We start from the raw sequence: 17005 nt of genomic DNA on the forward strand, positions 1-17005 counted from the left end.
CCGCCCGGATCGTAGGCCGGAAAACGGCTCGTCAACAGAAGACTTGAGCGAGTTTTGGAGCGGCTGCCCCGCCGTGGCGAGTTCCCCGCAGCGAAGCGGCGCGGTCGGCGCGGCGGGGTGTCAGCTCTCGCGTTCCCGCTCCCAGCGGGCCTCGTGGCCGCGTTCGGCGCTCAGCTGCACGACGAGGTCGCGCAGGTCGCGCGGGCGGTCGGGGCCCCACCAGTCGCCGAGCAGCGCGGCCAGTTCGTCCTCGCGCGCGCGGGCGAGCCGCGCCGCCACCGCGCGGCCGCGTTCCGTCGTGATCAGGAACACCCCGTCGCGCCACGTGAGATGGCGCTCCTCCAGCTGCCTGGCCGCCTCCGACACCGCGTGCAGCGACAGCGACGCGCGCTGCGCCAGGTACTCGGGGTGCACCCAGCCGTGCTCGTCCACGCGCAGCAGCAGCCAGGCCGCGGCGGGCAGCAGGTCCTCGCCCGCGCGCGCCGCGACGCGCCCGTACAGGTCGCGCCGTCCCGCCCTGCTGCCCAGCAGCGACAGGGCGCGCGCGCACTCGTCCCGCGACGAGCGCGCCACCGGGTTCGGCGGCAGCGTCTCGCCCGCGTCGGGCGCCTGCACGCTGCCGCGCAGCGGCTCCTCCCGCAGCATCCAGGCCAGTACGTGCGCGACGAGCAGCACCGGCACCGCGTACAGGAACACGTCGGTGATCGCGTCGGAGTAGGACGTCAGCACGCGCGACCGCACGCCGCCGGGCAGCCGGGCCACGCCCTGCTGGTCGTGCGCGAGCGACTCGGGCGTCACCCCGTCCGGCAGGCGCACGCCGCGCAGCGAGTCCGCCAGGTTGCTGGTGAGGTGGTTGGTGAAGATCGTGCCGAAGATGGCGACGCCGAACGCCGAGCCGATCGAGCGGAAGAACGTGACGCCCGACGTGGCGACGCCCAACTGCCGGTAGGGCACCGCGTTCTGCACCGCCAGCACGATGACCTGGAGCACCAGCCCGATGCCCATGCCGAAGACGGCGAAGTAGACGCTCATCTCCAGGTCCCCGCTGTGCCGGTCGAGGGTGTGCATCAGCAGCATGCCGACGGCGGTGACGGCCGTGCCGACCACCGGGTAGATCTTCCAGCGGCCGAAGTGGCTGATCAGCTGCCCGGAGACCGTCGAGGTCAGCAGCAGCCCGAAGACGAGCGGCAGCAGGTGGACGCCGGAGAGCGTCGGCGACACACCTCGCACGACCTGGAGGAAGGTCGGCAGGTAGGTGAACGCCCCGAACATCGCCCAGCCGATGACGAACCCGATCAGGCAGCACAGGACGAACGTCCGCACCGCCGCCAGCTCCGGCGGCAGCACCGGCTCCTCCGCCCGCCGCTCCACCGCCGTGAACGCGACCAGGCACACCGCCCCGAGGATCGACACGGCCGCGACCTGCCACGACCCCCAGTCCCACGTCGAGCCGCCCAGCGACGTCACCACCACCAGGCAGGACGCGACGGCGGCGATCAGGAACGTGCCCGCGTAGTCGATGACATGGCGGCGCGGCGGCACCGGGATGTGCAGGAACGCGGCGATGACGCCGAGCGCCACCACCCCCACCGGCAGGTTGACGTAGAACACCCAGCGCCAGCTCAGGTTGTCCACGAACAGGCCGCCGAGCAGCGGCCCCAGCACGCTCGTCGCCCCGAACGCCGCCCCGAACAGGCCCTGGTACCTGCCCCGGTCGCGCGGCGGCACGAGGTCGCCGACGATCGCCATCGACAGCACGATCAGCCCGCCGCCGCCGAGGCCCTGGAGGAAGCGGAAGCCGATCAGCTCCGCCATGTTCTGCGCCTGCCCGCACAGCGCGGAGCCGGCGAGGAAGATGACGATCGCCGTCTGGAACAGCCTCTTGCGCCCGTACTGGTCGCCCAGCTTGCCCCACAGCGGCGTCCCGGCCGTCGCGGCGAGCAGGTAGGCCGTGACGACCCAGGAGAGGTGGTCGAGGCCGCCGAGGTCGCTGACGATCGTCGGCAGCGCGGTGGCCACGATCGTCTGGTCCAGCGCGGCCAGGAACAGGCCGAGGAGCAGCGCGCCGAGCGACAGGTAGAGGGACCCGCGCGAGGGCGTCCCCGCGCCGGGCGCTGCGTCCGCGCGGGCGTCGCCGCGCGCCCGTTCCGCGCCGGGGGAGGGGTCCGTACGGGCGGCGGGGTCCGCGCCGGGGGACGGCTCCATGGTCCCGCCTCCTCGTGTTCGACACGCCGGTCGTTCGTTCGCTTGCCTTGCTGCAAGTCTGTCCGCATTTGCCCGCTTCGGCTTCTCGGGCGACACCATCCCCTCACCCGATGGGGTGGTGCATAATCGCTGCCATCACAAGGGGACGGGGACGGGAGGCGCCGGTGACCGACCAGCCCGACTGCCTGATCTGCGGGCGACCGGCGTCAGCCTCAGGGGACCCGTCCTGCGACTGCCTCACGCACTCGCTGTCGCGCCGCGTGGACCCTCCGCTGCACGGCCCCGACCCGGCGGACGTCGCCCGCTTCCCCCTCGAACCGCCGCCCAGGTCACACGCGATGGGCGTGCCGCAGCCGCCCGTGCCGCGCCCCACCGTGCGGCCCGCGCCCGACTTCGAACAGGTCGCCCACCTCGCCCCCGCCCGCACCCCCGGGACCCACCGCAAGCCGCGCCAGCGCACGCGCATGGCCACCGCGGCGGGCGGCGCCGTCGCGGCCGTCGTCGGCACGACGGCGCTCGCCGCGTCGTTCCTCGGCGGACAGGGCCGTTCGGACGAGGCGCTGCGCCGGGACGCCGACGGCCCGGCGCTGGAGATGCCGGACATCGACGTGTCCGAGACGCCCGTGATCCCCGCCCCCCGCGACCCCACGCGTACGCCGGGGCACGACGACGCGACCCGCGACGGCGACGGCTCGGCCGAGCACACCGTCCCCCCGCCGCGCGACGGCCACGGCGGGCGGCACCCGTACGTCCCCGAGCCGCACCACCCCGCGCAGCCCCCGCCACCGGCCGCCTCCGAGGACCCGCCGACGCCCGGCACGCCGGGGGACTCCGACTCGCCCGAGCCACCCGAGGGGCCGACGCAGCCGGAGAGCCCGAAGCCCACCGACCCGACCGATCCCGGCGACCCCACCGACCCCGGGGAGCCGACCGACCCGACCGACCCCACCGATCCGGGAGAGCCCACCGACCCCGGGGACCCCACCGACCCGACCGATCCCACCGACCCGGAGACCCCGCCGGTCCTCCAGCTCGGCGACGAGGGCTCCGAGGTCGTCGAACTCCAGCTCCGGCTGCTCCAGCTCGGCTGGGTCTACAACGGCGCGACGGACGGGGTCTTCGACGAGGCGACCCGCGCCGCCGTCGCCCGCTTCCAGAGCGCGTACGGCGTCGCGGACGACCCGCAGGGCGTCTACGGCACCGCCACCCGGGCCGTCCTGGAGGCGAACACCACGGTCTGACCCCGGCCGCCCCCGTCAGCCTTCCGACGCCTCGAAGCGCGCCGGTACGTCGAACGCCGCCCGCCGCGTCGCCCTGCGCACCGCCCGCAGCACCGTCCCGCCGCACACCGCGACCAGCCCCGCCGTCAGCAGCGCGCGCGGCACGTCCCAGCCGAGCGACGTCGTCAGCACGTACGCCACGTAGCGCCGCAGGTTCTCGTGCGCCGGATCACCCGGCACGAACGAGACACCCGTGGACAGGCCCGCCAGGTACGGCCAGCCCTGCAGGTTGATCACCAGCCCGTAGCCGAGCGACGAGACCGCCCCGTACGCCGCGAGCAGCGCCACCTCGGCGCGCCCCCGCAGCCGTTCCCCGCCGGGCAGCAGCCCCGCGCCCATGGCCACCCAGCCCATCGCGAGCATCTGGAACGGCAGCCACGGCCCCACGCCGCCCGTCAGCAGCGCCGAGGCGAACATCGCCACCGACCCCACCACGAAGCCGAACCCCGGGCCCAGCGCCCGCCCCGCCACCACCATCAGGAAGAACATCGGCTGCAGCCCCGCCGCCCCCGCCCCCAGCGGGCGCAGCGCCGCCCCACCGGCCGCCAGGACGCCCAGCATCGCCACCGCCTTGGCGCCGAGCCCCGTGTCCGCGATCGTCGCCGCGACCACCCCGAGCAGGAGCGGCAGCAGCAGGGCGAACAGCCAGGGCGCGTCCGCCGAGTGCGCGAGCCCCGAGCCGGGGTCCGCCAGCAGCGGCCAGCCGAACGCCACCACCCCGACCGCCGACACCAGCGCGAGCGCCGCCGCCGAACGCGGCCCGAGCCCGACGACGGCGACCCGCCGCGTCACGGCGCGCCCTCCCGCCCCAGCGCCCCCGCGACCTGCCCCACCGTCAGCCAGGGTCCTGGCGCCAGCACCTTCGCCACCTGCGGCGCGAAGGACGGCGACCCCACCACGACCTCGGGCGTCGGCCCGTCCGCGACGACCTCGCCCTCCGCGAGCACCACCACGCGGTGCGCGACGTCCGCCGCAAGCTCCACGTCGTGCGTCGCGAGGACCACGCAGTGCCCCTGGGCCGCCAGCTCCCGCAGGACGGCCGCCAGACGCTCCTTCGCCGCGTAGTCGAGGCCCCGCGTGGGCTCGTCGAGCAGCAGCACGGGCGGCGCGGCGGTCAGCACGACGGCGAGCGCCAGCACCAGCCGCTGCCCTTCCGACAGGTCCCGTGGGTGCGCGTCCTCCCGTACGTCCGGCAGCAGGCGCGTCACCAGTGCGCGGCACGTACCCGGCGCCGCTCCCGCGTCCGCGTCGGCCGCCGCGCACTCGCCGCCGACTGTCTCCGCGAACAGCAGGTCGCGCGGGTCCTGCGGGACCAGCCCCGCGTGCCGCAGCAGTTCCGCGGGCTTCGCGCGGTGCGGCACGACGCCCCCCGCGAGCGTCACGGACCCGGCGGCCGGCGCGTGCATCCCGACCAGCGTGCGCAGCAGAGTCGATTTCCCCGCCCCGTTGCGCCCCATCAGCGCGACTGTCTCGCCAGGCCCCACCGCGAGCCGTACGCCCCGCAGCACCTCCGCCCGCCCGCGCCGCACCGCCAGGCCGCGCACGTCGAGCAACGGCGCCTGCCCGGCGCCGGGTTCCCGTACGGGCGCGGGCCGCAGCCCGTCCAGCCGCTCCCGCAGCGCCCCGGCGCGCCGCCGCGCGTCCCGCACGGACAGCGGCGGCGGCTCCCACCCCGCGAGCCTGCCCAGCGCGACCACCGGCGGCCGGACGGGTGAACGCGCCAGCACCGCCGCCGGGTCGCCCAGCACGGGCGCCCCGCCCGGTGCGGGCAGCAGCAGCACCCGGTCCGCGTACTGCACGACGCGCTCCAGCCGGTGCTCCGCCATCAGCACGGTCGTCCCCAGGTCGTGCACGAGCCGCTGGAGCACGGCCAGCACCTCCTCGGCCGCCGCCGGGTCGAGCGCCGACGTCGGCTCGTCCAGTACGAGCACGCGCGGATGCGGCGTCAGCACCGAGCCGATCGCCACCCGCTGCTGCTGCCCGCCCGACAGGGTCGCCAGCGGCCGGTCGCGCAGGTCGGCGAGGCCCAGCAGGTCGAGCGTCTCCTCCACGCGCCGCCGCATGACGTCGGGCGCCATGCCGAGCGACTCCATGCCGTACGCCAGCTCGTCCTCGACCGTGTCCGTCACGAAGTGCGCCAGCGGGTCCTGCCCGACCGTGCCCACCACGTCCGCCAGGTCCCGTGGCGGATGCGTACGCGTGTCACGCCCGGCGACGGTCACCCGGCCGCGCAGTGTGCCGCCCGTGAAGTGCGGCACCAGGCCGCAGACCGCGTTCAGCAGGGTCGATTTCCCCACCCCGGAAGGCCCTACCAGCAGGCACAGTTCGCCCTCCTCCACCGTCAGGTCCACGCCCGCCAGCGCAGGGGCCGTCCCCTCCGCGTACGTCACCGACACGTCCTCGAAGCGGATCACCGGCCCGTCACCCCCACCGCCGGGCGCGGCGCCACCAGCGCGGGCAGCAGCCCCACCAGCACGCCCACGGCGGGCAGCACGGGCAGGCGCGGCGCCGTCAGCGGCACCGCCGGGGGGTTCAGCGCCGCCGCGTCCGCACCCGCCGCGTACGCCATCACCGCCGCGACCACCGCGCCGGAGCCCGCCACCAGCCACGCCCGCACGCCCCACCGGTCCGGCCGGTAGCGCGTACGGACCGTCCGTCGCCCGCCCAGCAGCAGCCCGCCCAGCGCCGCCGCCACGCCCGCGACCAGCAGCGGCAGCCCGTACACCGCGCCCTCCGCCGCCAGCAGCCCGTAACTGCCCGCGCAGACCCCGACGAGCCCGCCCAGCGTCAGCGCCCCCGTCGCACGCCGCACAGCGGGCGGCACATCGGCGGTCCGCCCGTAACCCCGCGCGTCCATCGCGGCGGCCAGCGCCACCGACCGCTCCAGCGCACCCTCCAGCACAGGACGCGCCACCTCCAGGAACGAACGCGCCCCCCGGTCCCGCCGCCCCCGCAGCCGCCGCGCCGCCCGCATCCGCAGCACATCCGTCACCAGCTGCGGCGCGAACGTCATCGCCACCACCACGGCCACCCCGATCTCGTACAGCGCCCCCGGCAGGGACTTCAGCAGCCGCGCCGGGTTCGCCAGCGCGTTGGCCGCGCCCAGGCAGACCAGCAGCGTCGCCAGACGCAGCCCGTCCAGCGCCGCGAACACCACGCCCTCCGCCATCACCCGCCCGCCGATCCGCACCCCGGCCGCCCAGTCGGGCAGCGGCACCTCGGGCAGCGTCACCAGCAGCGTCGTCCCGCCGATCGGCGAGCCGAGCGCGACCGCGAAGACGACCCGCAGCACGACGACGAACGCGCCGAGCGCCAGGTAGAAGCCGAACGCGCGGGCCCACGGCGCGTCCGTCCTGCGCGCCGCCACCACGTACCCCGCCACCGCCACGAGCAGGGCCAGCAGCAGCGGGTTCGTCGTCCGCGACGCGGCCGTGGCCAGGCCGAGGGCCCACAGCCACCAGGCGCCCGCGTGCAGCGCGTTGGCGCGGGTCGCCAGCGGCGCGCGGAGGACGGCGGACACCGCCGTCAGTCCCCCCGGCGGCGGCCGTGCACCAGCGCGGCGGCCACCAGGACGGCGACGGCGGCGATGCCCGCGACGACACCGACGGCGGTGGACGTGCCCTCGCCGCCGTCCCCGCTGTCCCCGCCGTCACCGGCGCCGTCCCGCGCCTCCCCGCCGGACGACCCCTCTCCCTCGGACGACACCGCCTCGCCGCAGCCGTGCTCCGGATAGCCCGCGATGCCGCACAGCAGCGCCCCCGCGTCGTACCGCAGCGGCTCGGCCACCGACGCCAGCGCCTCCGCGGCGGTGGCGCCCTCCGGCAGGTCCGCGCACGCCGTCAGCGGCTCCGGCGGCTCCTCGCCCGCCGGGGCGTCCTCCGGCGTGCCGTAGTCCACGACGACCGCGACGTGCCCGGCCGGGTCCTCCGTGCCGCAGACGGCCGCGAAGTCCGCGTCGGCGCGCGGCGTGGCCTGCCCCCCGGCCTCGGTGCTCACGGCGAAGCGGAAGCCGATCACCCCGCCCGCCCCGGGCCGCGCCGTGCCCGGCCCCTCGTCCGCGTACGTCCAGTCGCCGCCGTCCCCGGCCTCCCAGAACGACCAGTAGCGGTACGCCGTGTCGTCGGCCGACGCCGCCCCCACCACCGGCCACAGCACGGTCGCGGCGGCGGCGAGCGCGACACCCAGCGCCCGTATGCCCGTACCGCGCACCTACTCGGCCTTCCGCGCCCGGCGGCGGGTCAGCAGCACGCCGATCACGATCCCGATCACCAGGCCCACCCCGACGACCACCCACACCACGGCCCCAGGCGAGCCGCCGTCGTCCCCGTCGCCCGCCGCGTCCGCCGCGCCCTCGTCGGGGGCGGGGCCGAGGCGGTCGAGCGCGGCCACCAGGTCGGTGCCGCCGAAGTCGGTCGCCGAGGTGTCCGTCGCGTGCGCCGCGAGGATCAGCATGCCGAGCGCCGCCGGGCTCGCCGTCACGTCGGGCCAGGCGCCCGCGTTCTCCCGCAGCCAGCCGAGCGGGGCCTGCGCGGCGTCGCGGTGGCCGCCCGCCGCGAGGGCCAGGACGGTCTTGGCGGTGCTGCCGTAGTCGGGCTGCTCGTCGTCGGCGGAGCCGGGGAGCGTGGTGACGAGGTGCTGCTCGTTCGCCCCCAGCAGGGCCTGGAGCTGCGCGCCGCCCGCCGACGCGGCCGTCACGTGCGCGGGCACGGGCGGTGCGTCCTCCGACGCGCCGTCCGAGGGCATGCCCGGGTCGGTACGGTCGCCCGGCGCCTCGCCCGGCGTGTCACCGCCCGGCTCCTCCGTACCGTCGCCGTCCTCGCCCCCGTCGCCCTCCTCGGGCGTGTCGCCGTCCGATGGCTCCCCGGACGGCGAGCCCGCCGTGCCGCACTCGGTCGCCTCCAGCGGCGCCGCCTCCTCCGTGCCCGGATCGACGAGCAGCCCGCTGCCGTACAGCGCCAGCACCGCGTCGGCGGTCGCCGGGCCGTTGCCCGTCAGATCGCCTGTCTCCTCGTCCGGCTGCCAGGCGAACGCGCCGCGCTGGTCCTCCGCCGCGCCGCAGCCGAGCTGGAGCGCCGTCAGCGCGTCCCAGGGCGAACGGTCGTCGCGCGTCACCTCGGCCGGGTCGCGCCCTGCGGCGGTGAACGCGCCGACGATCACCGCCGTCGAGTTCGCGTCGGTCGCGCCGCCCGGCGCGTAGCCCCAGCCGCCGTCCTCGTTCTGCACACCGGCGAGCCACGTCAGCGCCGCGTCCACCGCCTCGCCGTGGCCGCCGAGCGCGGCGAGGGCCTGCGCGGCGAGCGCCGTCGCGTTCGAGTCGGCGCCCGTCACGTCCTCGCACGGCTCCGCCGGATTCGCCCGGTACGCGAGGAACGAGCCGTCCCCGCACTGCTGTCCCGCCAGCCACGTCACGGCCTCCTCGGCCGGGGTGTACCCGACGGAGTGCTGCGCCAGCAGCGCCACCGACTGCCGCCACACGCCGTCCATCTGCGGGTCGCCGCTGCCGAAGAGCCCCTCGGGCAGCCGGTCGGCGGCCGCCGCCGTCCCCGGCGTCAGCGCGGAGGCGGCCAGCAGCGCCGCGCTCCCTGCCAGGGCGGCGGCTGCGCGGCGCAGCCTGTGCGACCGGGACGCCGGGCGCTGGTTCGCGGGTGTGGACACGCGGAAGCCTTTCACTGTGCCGGCGACCGGCACGGCTCACCTCCGGGGCGCGGACCGTGCCGCGCGGCGGGGCACCGGGCACAGCGCCGTACTCCTCGACGGGCCGGCCACCGTTCCCGGCGGCCTGGGGTGCCAGTGCTGCCCGCGCCGGGCGTCCCGGCTCGCGGACGGCGCCGCCCTCGCGGAGCCGTCACGCACACGGTTGCGGGTCAGCGCCGGATTCCCACCGGCTTCTCCCATTCGCGGGCGACTGCGCCCCTCACTCTATCGGCCGCTTCCCCCGCCCCCGCCCGCGGCTGCTGCTGCCCGTCCACTCACCCGCCGTCCGGGTCCCGCATGACGCTGTCCGGCAGCCCGTGCAGCCGGAAGACGGCGACGCGCTGTTCCTCGACCGTCACCACCTGGTCGGCCCGCGCCGGAGCGAAGATGTCCACGGTCTCCTCGTCCACCCGTCCCGCACCCGGCACGAACGTGTACACGCGCCGTCCCCCCGACATCCCGTTCAGCAGCCCGGACGGAGTGACGTCCGGGCTGCCGCCGCAGTGGTGTGGCGCGTGGTGGGAATCACCTTGATCGGGCGGGGGCATCGTGGGGGTGTGCAGGCTATGTTGATACCCGCGAGTAGCCGCGTCCGCGCGGTTCAGGAGGAGAGAGCGATCCCTGGGAGTGGCCGGGCGTGACCCATCAGTCTGGTGAGGACCGCCCCCTCCGGGTCGCACTGCTCAGCTACAAGGGGAACCCGTTCTCCGGCGGACAGGGTGTCTACGTCCGTCACCTCTCCCGTGAACTGGCCGCGCTGGGCCACCGTGTCGAGGTCATCGGCGCCCAGCCGTACCCCGTGCTCGACCCCGGGGTGACGCTGCGCGCGCTGCCGAGTCTCGACCTCTACCGGGAGCCCGACCCGTTCCGCACGCCGAAGCGCGACGAGTACCGCGACTGGATCGACGTCCTCGAAGTCGCGACGATGTGGACCGGCGGCTTCCCCGAGCCCCGCACGTTCGCCCTCCGTGCCCGGCGCGAACTCCTCGCGCGGCGCGCCGAGTTCGACGTCGTCCACGACAACCAGACGCTCGCGTACGGCCTGTTGGGCGGCGCCCGCAGGGCCGGGCTGCCGCTGGTCACCACCATCCACCACCCCATCACGGTGGACCGCCGCCTCGAACTCGCCGCCGCCGACACGTTCAAACGCCGCTACTCCCTGCGCCGCTGGTACGGCTTCACGCACATGCAGAAGCGCGTCGCCCGCCGCCTGCCGTCCGTCCTCACCGTCTCCGGCGCGTCCAGGCGCGAGATCATCGAGGACTTCGCCGTCCCCCCGGAACGGCTGCACGTCGTCCCCATCGGCGCCGACACCCGCGTCTTCCACCCCGACCCCGCCGTCCCCCGCGTCCCCGGCAGGATCGTCACCACGTCCAGCGCCGACGTGCCGCTCAAGGGCCTCGTGCACCTGGTCGAGGCCCTCGCCAAGCTCCGCACCGAGCACCCGGACGCGCACCTCGTCGTCGTCGGCAGGCGCCCCGCGTCCGGCGCCGTCGCGGACGCGCTGGACCGCTTCGGCCTCGGTAACGCCGTCGAGTTCGTCACCGGCATCGGCGACGGCGAACTGGCCGATCTCGTACGCGGCGCGCAGGTCGCCTGCGTCCCGTCCCTCTACGAGGGCTTCTGCCTCCCCGCCGCCGAGGCGATGGCAGCCGGCACGCCCCTGGTCGCCACGACCGGCGGCGCCATCCCCGAGGTCGCCGGCCCCGACGGCGAGACCTGCCTCGCCGTCCCGCCAGGCGACGCCGGGGCACTCGCCGCCGCCCTGGCGCGGATGCTGGACGACGCGGACCTGCGCGCCCGCCTCGCCGCCGCGGGCCGCGCACGCGTCCTGCGCCGCTTCACCTGGCGGCAGGCCGCGATCGGCACCGCGGAGCACTACCGGGCGGCACTGGCACAGCAGCGCCGCCGCCCCTGACGATCCGGCCACGACGATCCGGCCGCACGGCCGGTGAAGGGACGCCCGACACATGCTGACGGTGGACTTCTCCCGCTTCCCGATCGCCCCAGGCGACCGGGTGCTCGACCTCGGCTGCGGCCAGGGACGGCACGCGTTCGAGTGCTACCGGCGCGGCGCCCGCGTCGTCGCGCTCGACCGCAACGGCGACGACGTCCGCCACACCGCGGGCTGGCTCGCCGCCATGCGCGACGCGGGGGAGGCCCCGGCCGGAGCCACCGCCGCCGCGGTCGAGGGCGACGCGCTCGCGCTGCCGTTCCCCGACGACAGCTTCGACGCGCTGGTGGTCTCCGAGATCATGGAGCACGTCCCGGACGACAAGGGCCTGCTCGCCGAGGCCGTCCGCGTCCTGCGCCCCGGCGGCCGGATCGCCGTCACCGTGCCGCGCTACGGGCCGGAACGCGTCTGCTGGGCCCTGTCCGACGCGTACCACCAGGTCGAGGGCGGCCACATCCGCATCTACCGCGCCGGTGAACTCCTCGCGCGCATCCGCGAGTCGGGCCTGCGCCCGTACGGCAGCCACCACGCGCACGCGCTGCACTCGCCGTACTGGTGGCTCAAGTGCGCGCTCGGCGTGGACAACGACAAGGCGCTGCCGGTGCGCGCTTACCACAAGCTGCTGGTCTGGGACATCATGAAACGGCCGCTCGCCACCCGCGTCGCCGAGCGCGCCCTCGACCCGCTGCTCGGCAAGAGTTTCGTCGTCTACGCCACCAAACCCCACACGCCCCGCGCCCCGCACGCCCCGCACACCGTGACCGCGCAGGAGCGGCACGGGTGACCGCCCCCGGCCACCGCGAACGCCCCGCGCTCCCCGGCGTCCTCACCGCCGACGAGGCCGCCACCACCGCCGCCGCCATAGCCGCCGAGCAGCGCACCGACGGCGCCATACCGTGGTTCCGCGGCCACCACCTCGACCCGTGGGACCACGTCGAGGCCGCCATGGCCCTCGACACCGCGGGCGAACACGACCGCGCCGAGGCCGCGTACGACTGGCTCGCCCGCCACCAGAACGCCGACGGCTCCTGGTACGCCGCCTACTTCGACGGCGACCACACCCGCCCCACCGACCTGGGCGCCGAGAGCAACTTCTGCGCCTACCCGGCCGTCGGCGTCCTCCACCACTACCTCACCACGGGCGACGAGGCGTTCCGCCGCCGCATGTGGCCCATGGTCGTGGCGGCCGTCGAGTTCGTCCTCGGCCTCCAGCAGCCGGGCGGACAGCTGGGCTGGCGGCGCGAGGCGGACGGCACGCCCGTCGCGGACGCGCTCGTCACCGGCTCCGCGTCCTGCTACCACGCCCTGCGCTGCGCCCTCGCGCTCGCCGACCGCGAGAGGAGCCCGCAGCCCGACTGGGAGCTGGCGGCGGGCCGCCTCGGGCACGCGCTGCGCGGCCACCCCGAGCGTTTCCTCGACAAGTCCCGCTACTCCATGGACTGGTACTACCCGATCCTCAGCGGGGCCGTACGCGGCAGCGCCGCCCGCGCGCGGCTCGCCGCCGACTGGGACGCGTTCGTCGTGCCGGGCCTCGGCGTACGCTGCGTCCGGCCCAACCCGTGGATCACCGGCGGCGAGAGCGCCGAACTGGCCCTCACCCTCTGGACGATGGGCCTGACCCCGCGCGCCGTCGACATCCTGCGCGGCCTCGCGCGCCTCCGCGCGGACAACGGGCTCTACTGGACGGGGTACGTCTTCGAGGACGACGCTATCTGGCCCGCCGAACTCACCACCTGGACCGCCGGATCGATCCTGCTGGCCGCCGCCGCCCTCACCGGCGACTCCGCCACCCGCGCCGTCTTCACCCCCGACCAGCTCCCGCCGGGGCTCGACACCGGCTGCTGCTCCCTGTGACGGCCGCGCCGCGAGAGGCGTGCCACACTGCGCCGATGAGCACTTCCGCATCCGTCTACGACCCGAAGGCCGATCTGCAGCGCTACCTGGACATCGCCCGCGACGTCCTGCTGTGGAAGCTCGACGGCCTGTCCGAGTACGACATCCGCCGCCCGCTGACCCCGACCGGCACGAACCTGCTCGGCCTGGTCAAGCACGTCGCGGGCGTCGAGATCGGCTACTTCGGCGACGTCTTCTCCCGGCCGTTCGGCGAGTCGTTCCCCTGGCTCGCCGAGGACGCCGAGCCGAACGCCGACCTGTGGGCGACCCCGGACGAGTCGCGCGCCGACATCACCGGCCTCTACGCGCGGGTGCGGGCGCACTCGGACGCGACGATCGCCGCCCTCCCGCTGGACGCCGCGGGCCGCGTCCCGTGGTGGCCTGAGGACCGCGCCGTGCTCACGCTGCACCGCGTCCTCGTCCACGTCACGACCGAGATCCACCGGCACGCGGGCCACGCCGACATCGTCCGCGAACTGATCGACGGCGCCGCCGGACTGCGGCCCGACGTCGACAACCTGCCGGACGGCGGCGCCGACTGGTGGACCGCGCACCACGACCGCGTGGAACGGGCCGCCCGCCAGGCGCCGGACGGCCGCTGACACGCCGGAGCGGCGGCGGCCAGAAGGCCGCCGCCGCTCCGATTCCGCTGTGCGCGCCGTCAGCCGCGCTGGATGCCGGACGTGTCCTGCAGGACGCCACGGCGGCCGTCCTGCGTCTGCGCGACGAGGGACTGCCCCCGCTGCTCGACGGCCAGGTACCAGGTGCCGGGCGCCAGTTCGGCGATCGGCGTCGGCGACCCGTCCTCGCCGTACAGCGGCCTGGCGGCCGGGACGGCGAACCAGAACGGCTGGAAGTCCGAGGGACCGCCGGTCGCGGGCGCGACCTGCGTGGCCTGGTACGGGGCCGGCTGGCCGCCCGCCGCCGGGTAGCCGTAGCCGCTCTGCTGGCCGCCGAACGGCGGCTGCTGGCCGTAACCGGCGGGCTTGGGCGCACCGGCCAGCGGCGCCTGGAGACCCGGCACGACCGGCGTCATGACGGCGACCGCCGCCAGCGCCAGCGAGGCCAGCAGGCCGATGATCAGGCCGACACCGACATCGAAGCCGAAACCGCCGCCCAGCGACCACACGGCCGCCCACGCGGAGGTCACCGTCAGCGCGATGCCCCACTGGTCGAGCCGCAGCCCGCCGAGCTGGCGCTCACGGTTCGGCAGGAAACGCGAGCCGACGATCGCGGCCGCGCCCAGGATGCCCGCCAGGAAGACCGAGGGGAGGACGGGGAAGATGTCCGCCTCCCACGCGTTCGTACCTTCCGAGCCGTACTCGCTGTCAAACGAGTAGGTGTCGAGAAAAGAGGCGATGAAGAGCAGGACCGCTGCTCCGATCACTACTGCGTCGCCTCGGGAGAGCGAGCGGTTGTTCACGTCTGATCCTTTGCCGTTCTCGTCGTCATGGTCAGGTCGAAAAGGTGCGCCCATCGTACGGACGCCGCCCGCGCGGGGACCGGCGGACGGAGGCGACTGTTTCCGACACGACACGCTTGTGATGAGGTCGTGACCCGCCCCGGCACGGCTCGCCGCACAGGTCAGACCCCCTGCCCCGTACGCCGCAGCACACGCAGTGAACGGCGGCCGCGCAGCGCCGTGAAGGCACCGCTGCGCGCCGCGCGCCGCCACACACGGTACGGCGGCTGCCCGCCGTCCGCCGGGTCGGGGAACACGTCGTGGATCACCAGCAGCCCGCCCTCGGCGAGCTTCGGCACCCACCCCTCGTAGTCCGCGGTGGCGTGCTCGTCCGTGTGCCCGCCGTCGATGAACACCAGGCCGAACCGCCCGCCCAGCGCCGCCGCGGCAGCGCCGGAACGCCCCACGACCGCGATCACGTACGGTTCGAGACCCGCCTCGGCGACCGTGCGGCGGAACAGCGGCAGGGTGTCGAGCCGCCCCGGGTCCGCCGCGTCGAGCAGCGACGGATCGTGGTACGCCTCGCCCGGCTGCTGCTCCTCGCTGCCCCGGTGGTGATCCACGGTGACGGCCACCGTCCCCGCACGCCGCGCCGCGTCCGCGAGCAGCAGCGTGGACCGGCCGCAGTAACTGCCGATCTCCAGCAGGGGCAGACCCAGCCGCGCGGCGTCGCGGGCCGCCGCGTACAGCGCCCGGCCCTCGTCGGGCGGCATGAAGCCCTTCGCCGCCCCGAAGGCCGCGAACACGCCCGCGTCCTCAGCCACACATCCCCCTGCGGTCCCCGTCGTACTCCCACATGCTGCCCTACGCGGGGCCGGCGGGGGGCACGGGGGTCGTGTACCGGTCAGGCGGCTCACGCCCGGGGCGTCAGGGCGTGGCGAGCGGGGCCTGCTGGAGGGGCACGGGCTTGGTGATCTGCGGCGAGGCCTCCTCGTACGGGGCGTACGCGAGGGGCCGGTACTCCGGGGGCGCCTGTTCTTGGGGCGCGGGTTCCTGCAACGCGTAATCCTGGCCCACGTACTCCTGGGACGCGTGTTCCTGGGACACGTTGTGCTGCGGTGCCGCATCCTGCGGTCCTGGCTCCTGCAGTCCTGGCTCCTGCAGCGCTGGCTCCTGCGGCGCGAACTCCCGCCCGCCGTCCTGCCCCACCTGCTGCTGCGGGACGTCCTTTGCGCCCGCCTCCGCCCCCCGCGGTTCCCCGGCTGGCGCCGCCACCACCGCGTCCTCCGCGCCCCACCCGTACACGTCCCCCACCCCGTGTTCCCGCCGCGTGCCCGGCACCGAAAGCCGCGCCAGCCCACACGGCGTCTGCCCCGTACTGAACGGCAGCAGCAGCTCGCCCTCCACTGTCCACCGCCCCGTGCCCGTCAACCACCCCTCGGGCGCCGCCAGGTGCCGCAACTCCCGCTCACCCGGCCGCCACACCGCCACCCAATCCCCCTCCGCCGCCGCCACCCGCAGCGCCACCCCGCAGTCCTCCGGCACCAGCACCTGCCCCGGCTGCGCGGCGAACGGCGTCATCCGCACCCCGTCCTCCCGCAGCGCCTCGGGGAAACGCACCGGCCGGTGACTCCCCAGCACCGCCCACCCGATCCGGTCCCCGCCCGGCGCGTCCGACCGCACCAGCAGCAGCCCGCTGTCCGGATCGGCCAGCAGCAGCCGGTCGTTGCTCTCCTCGGCGATCCGCAGCAGTTCGGAGGGCCCGCCCCCGCGCTCCACGTCCACGGTCACCGCCCGCGTACGCCCGCGCCCGTCCGTATGGTCGAGCGCCAGCAGCCGCCCCTGCCGGTCGAGCCACGCGCCGCCCGAGCACGGCCCCGGCAGCACCGTCACCAGCTCAGGGCCGAACGCCCCGCCGCACACCAGCCACAGCGCCGTCCCCGACAGGCCGGTCGCCGCGTCCCTGGCGCGCGGCGCCAGCGCGTACACCCGCGTCCCGTCCGGCGCGGGCGGCAGCAGCGTCAGCCGCTCGCACTCCACCGCGCCCAGCGGCAGTTCACCCGTCTCCGGGCCCGACGGGTAGAGCAGCGAGAAGTGGCACTTCCCGTCCGCGCGCCGCCCGATCAGCACCCGCCCGTCCGCCAGCGGCACGAGCGCGCTGTCCGGGTCCTCCGGCTGCGTGCCCGGCAGCCTGACGGCGTACGGCTCGGGCCCGTCGAGCGTCCAGCGCTCCGGGCACCACCCGCCGTCCCCGCCCGTGAGCCTCGCGGCGTACGAGCCGTCTGCCGCGATCACCAGAGGCGCGGGCCGCCACCCCGGCGGGGCCGTGACCGTCATCGGACTCTCCTGCTTCCTGTGCTTCCCCGCCGGTTCGTGGAGGTTCCTGGAGGTTCCGGCGGGACAAGTGGGACCAGAGGGGGGTACCTCCACCGAGGACGCTAGATTTCGGGCCACCGGCCGAACAACTCTGCCGGTCCTCCTTCACACGGAAGGGTGACAGTTGGTCGAACAGCATGATCAACTGGACACTCTGTGCTTCTCGTCCCCTCCCGCAGATACCCCGGCGTTCCGTCCACC

Annotated in this window: 15 protein-coding genes and 1 riboswitch; of the genes, 5 read left to right on the forward strand and 10 right to left on the reverse strand. The window is 75.7% G+C overall.

Translation table 11 applies throughout. The features are described from left to right. Positions 1-120: 120 nt before the first annotated feature. The gene (locus ACIBPC_RS04250) at positions 121-2205 is read right to left on the reverse strand and encodes an MDR family MFS transporter (protein ID WP_398841149.1); all 2085 of its coding nucleotides are present in this window, start codon (positions 2203-2205) and stop codon (positions 121-123) included. A 164-nt stretch (positions 2206-2369) separates the two neighbouring features. Here ACIBPC_RS04250 and ACIBPC_RS04255 point away from each other — a divergent pair, with 164 nt between their 5' ends. Continuing rightward, positions 2370-3446 (forward strand): peptidoglycan-binding protein, encoded by a 1077-nt coding sequence (locus ACIBPC_RS04255; protein WP_398841152.1) that lies wholly within the window; start codon positions 2370-2372, stop codon positions 3444-3446. A 15-nt stretch (positions 3447-3461) separates the two neighbouring features. On the opposite strand, the gene ACIBPC_RS04260 is transcribed toward ACIBPC_RS04255, so the two are convergent. The 6 genes from ACIBPC_RS04260 to ACIBPC_RS04285 form a co-directional block, all read right to left on the reverse strand. Then, entirely contained in the window at positions 3462-4277 is an 816-nt protein-coding gene (locus ACIBPC_RS04260; protein WP_398841154.1) for an ECF transporter S component, read from the reverse strand. Beyond that, a complete protein-coding gene (locus ACIBPC_RS04265; protein ID WP_398841155.1) occupies positions 4274-5899 on the reverse strand; it encodes an ABC transporter ATP-binding protein in 1626 nt (541 codons plus the stop codon). Before ACIBPC_RS04265 ends, ACIBPC_RS04260 begins: the two co-directional genes overlap by 4 nt. Continuing rightward, positions 5896-7014 (reverse strand): CbiQ family ECF transporter T component, encoded by a 1119-nt coding sequence (locus tag ACIBPC_RS04270; RefSeq protein ID WP_398841765.1) that lies wholly within the window; start codon positions 7012-7014, stop codon positions 5896-5898. The genes ACIBPC_RS04265 and ACIBPC_RS04270 overlap by 4 nt, the downstream gene beginning before the upstream one ends. Further along, entirely contained in the window at positions 7011-7694 is a 684-nt protein-coding gene (locus ACIBPC_RS04275) for an SCO2322 family protein (protein ID WP_398841157.1), read from the reverse strand. Before ACIBPC_RS04275 ends, ACIBPC_RS04270 begins: the two co-directional genes overlap by 4 nt. Next, positions 7695-9140 (reverse strand): hypothetical protein, encoded by a 1446-nt coding sequence (locus tag ACIBPC_RS04280; RefSeq protein WP_398841158.1) that lies wholly within the window; start codon positions 9138-9140, stop codon positions 7695-7697. It abuts the gene before it with no gap. Between the two features lie 149 nt (positions 9141-9289). Then, positions 9290-9381: riboswitch (cobalamin riboswitch) on the reverse strand. A gap of 73 nt (positions 9382-9454) precedes the next feature. Continuing rightward, positions 9455-9619 (reverse strand): hypothetical protein, encoded by a 165-nt coding sequence (locus ACIBPC_RS04285; protein WP_362962613.1) that lies wholly within the window; start codon positions 9617-9619, stop codon positions 9455-9457. 197 nt (positions 9620-9816) lie between these two features. On the opposite strand from ACIBPC_RS04285, the gene ACIBPC_RS04290 reads away from it, so the two are divergent. Genes ACIBPC_RS04290 through ACIBPC_RS04305 form a run of 4 tightly spaced genes read left to right on the forward strand, consistent with a single transcriptional unit; the run spans position 9817 to position 13628 of the window. Beyond that, a complete protein-coding gene (locus ACIBPC_RS04290) occupies positions 9817-11097 on the forward strand; it encodes a glycosyltransferase family 4 protein (RefSeq protein ID WP_398841160.1) in 1281 nt (426 codons plus the stop codon). A gap of 52 nt (positions 11098-11149) precedes the next feature. Further along, positions 11150-11917 (forward strand): class I SAM-dependent methyltransferase, encoded by a 768-nt coding sequence (locus ACIBPC_RS04295; protein ID WP_398841162.1) that lies wholly within the window; start codon positions 11150-11152, stop codon positions 11915-11917. Continuing rightward, the gene (locus ACIBPC_RS04300; protein ID WP_398841164.1) at positions 11914-12987 is read left to right on the forward strand and encodes a prenyltransferase; all 1074 of its coding nucleotides are present in this window, start codon (positions 11914-11916) and stop codon (positions 12985-12987) included. Before ACIBPC_RS04295 ends, ACIBPC_RS04300 begins: the two co-directional genes overlap by 4 nt. 35 nt (positions 12988-13022) lie before the next feature. After that, positions 13023-13628, forward strand: a complete 606-nt coding sequence (locus tag ACIBPC_RS04305) for a DinB family protein (RefSeq protein ID WP_362962620.1) — start codon at positions 13023-13025, stop codon at positions 13626-13628. A 59-nt stretch (positions 13629-13687) separates the two neighbouring features. Here the strand turns inward: ACIBPC_RS04305 and ACIBPC_RS04310 are convergent, their stop codons facing one another. The 3 genes from ACIBPC_RS04310 to ACIBPC_RS04320 all read right to left on the reverse strand — a co-directional run bounded on the left by ACIBPC_RS04310 (position 13688) and on the right by ACIBPC_RS04320 (position 16765). Then, positions 13688-14449: a DUF5336 domain-containing protein gene (locus ACIBPC_RS04310; RefSeq protein ID WP_398841167.1), complete on the reverse strand. Its 762-nt coding sequence runs from the start codon at positions 14447-14449 to the stop codon at positions 13688-13690. 161 nt (positions 14450-14610) lie between these two features. Next, positions 14611-15201, reverse strand: a complete 591-nt coding sequence (locus ACIBPC_RS04315) for a class I SAM-dependent methyltransferase (RefSeq protein ID WP_398841767.1) — start codon at positions 15199-15201, stop codon at positions 14611-14613. Between the two features lie 154 nt (positions 15202-15355). Continuing rightward, the gene (locus ACIBPC_RS04320) at positions 15356-16765 is read right to left on the reverse strand and encodes a hypothetical protein (RefSeq protein WP_398841168.1); all 1410 of its coding nucleotides are present in this window, start codon (positions 16763-16765) and stop codon (positions 15356-15358) included. Positions 16766-17005: the final 240 nt, after the last annotated feature.

The sequence above is a fragment of the Streptomyces sp. NPDC049879 genome, assembly GCF_044461265.1.
In the GTDB taxonomy this organism is placed as follows: domain Bacteria; phylum Actinomycetota; class Actinomycetes; order Streptomycetales; family Streptomycetaceae; genus Streptomyces.

Bases quoted from the DNA above. Each gene is read 5' to 3' on its own strand.
- ACIBPC_RS04295 (WP_398841162.1), top strand. From the start codon at position 11,150: ATGCTGACGGTGGACTTCTCCCGCTTCCCGATCGCCCCAGGCGACCGG.
- ACIBPC_RS04315 (WP_398841767.1), bottom strand. From the start codon at position 15,201: ATGCCGCCCGACGAGGGCCGGGCGCTGTACGCGGCGGCCCGCGACGCC.
- ACIBPC_RS04305 (WP_362962620.1), top strand. From the start codon at position 13,023: ATGAGCACTTCCGCATCCGTCTACGACCCGAAGGCCGATCTGCAGCGC.
- ACIBPC_RS04250 (WP_398841149.1), bottom strand. From the start codon at position 2,205: ATGGAGCCGTCCCCCGGCGCGGACCCCGCCGCCCGTACGGACCCCTCC.
- ACIBPC_RS04320 (WP_398841168.1), bottom strand. From the start codon at position 16,765: ATGACGGTCACGGCCCCGCCGGGGTGGCGGCCCGCGCCTCTGGTGATC.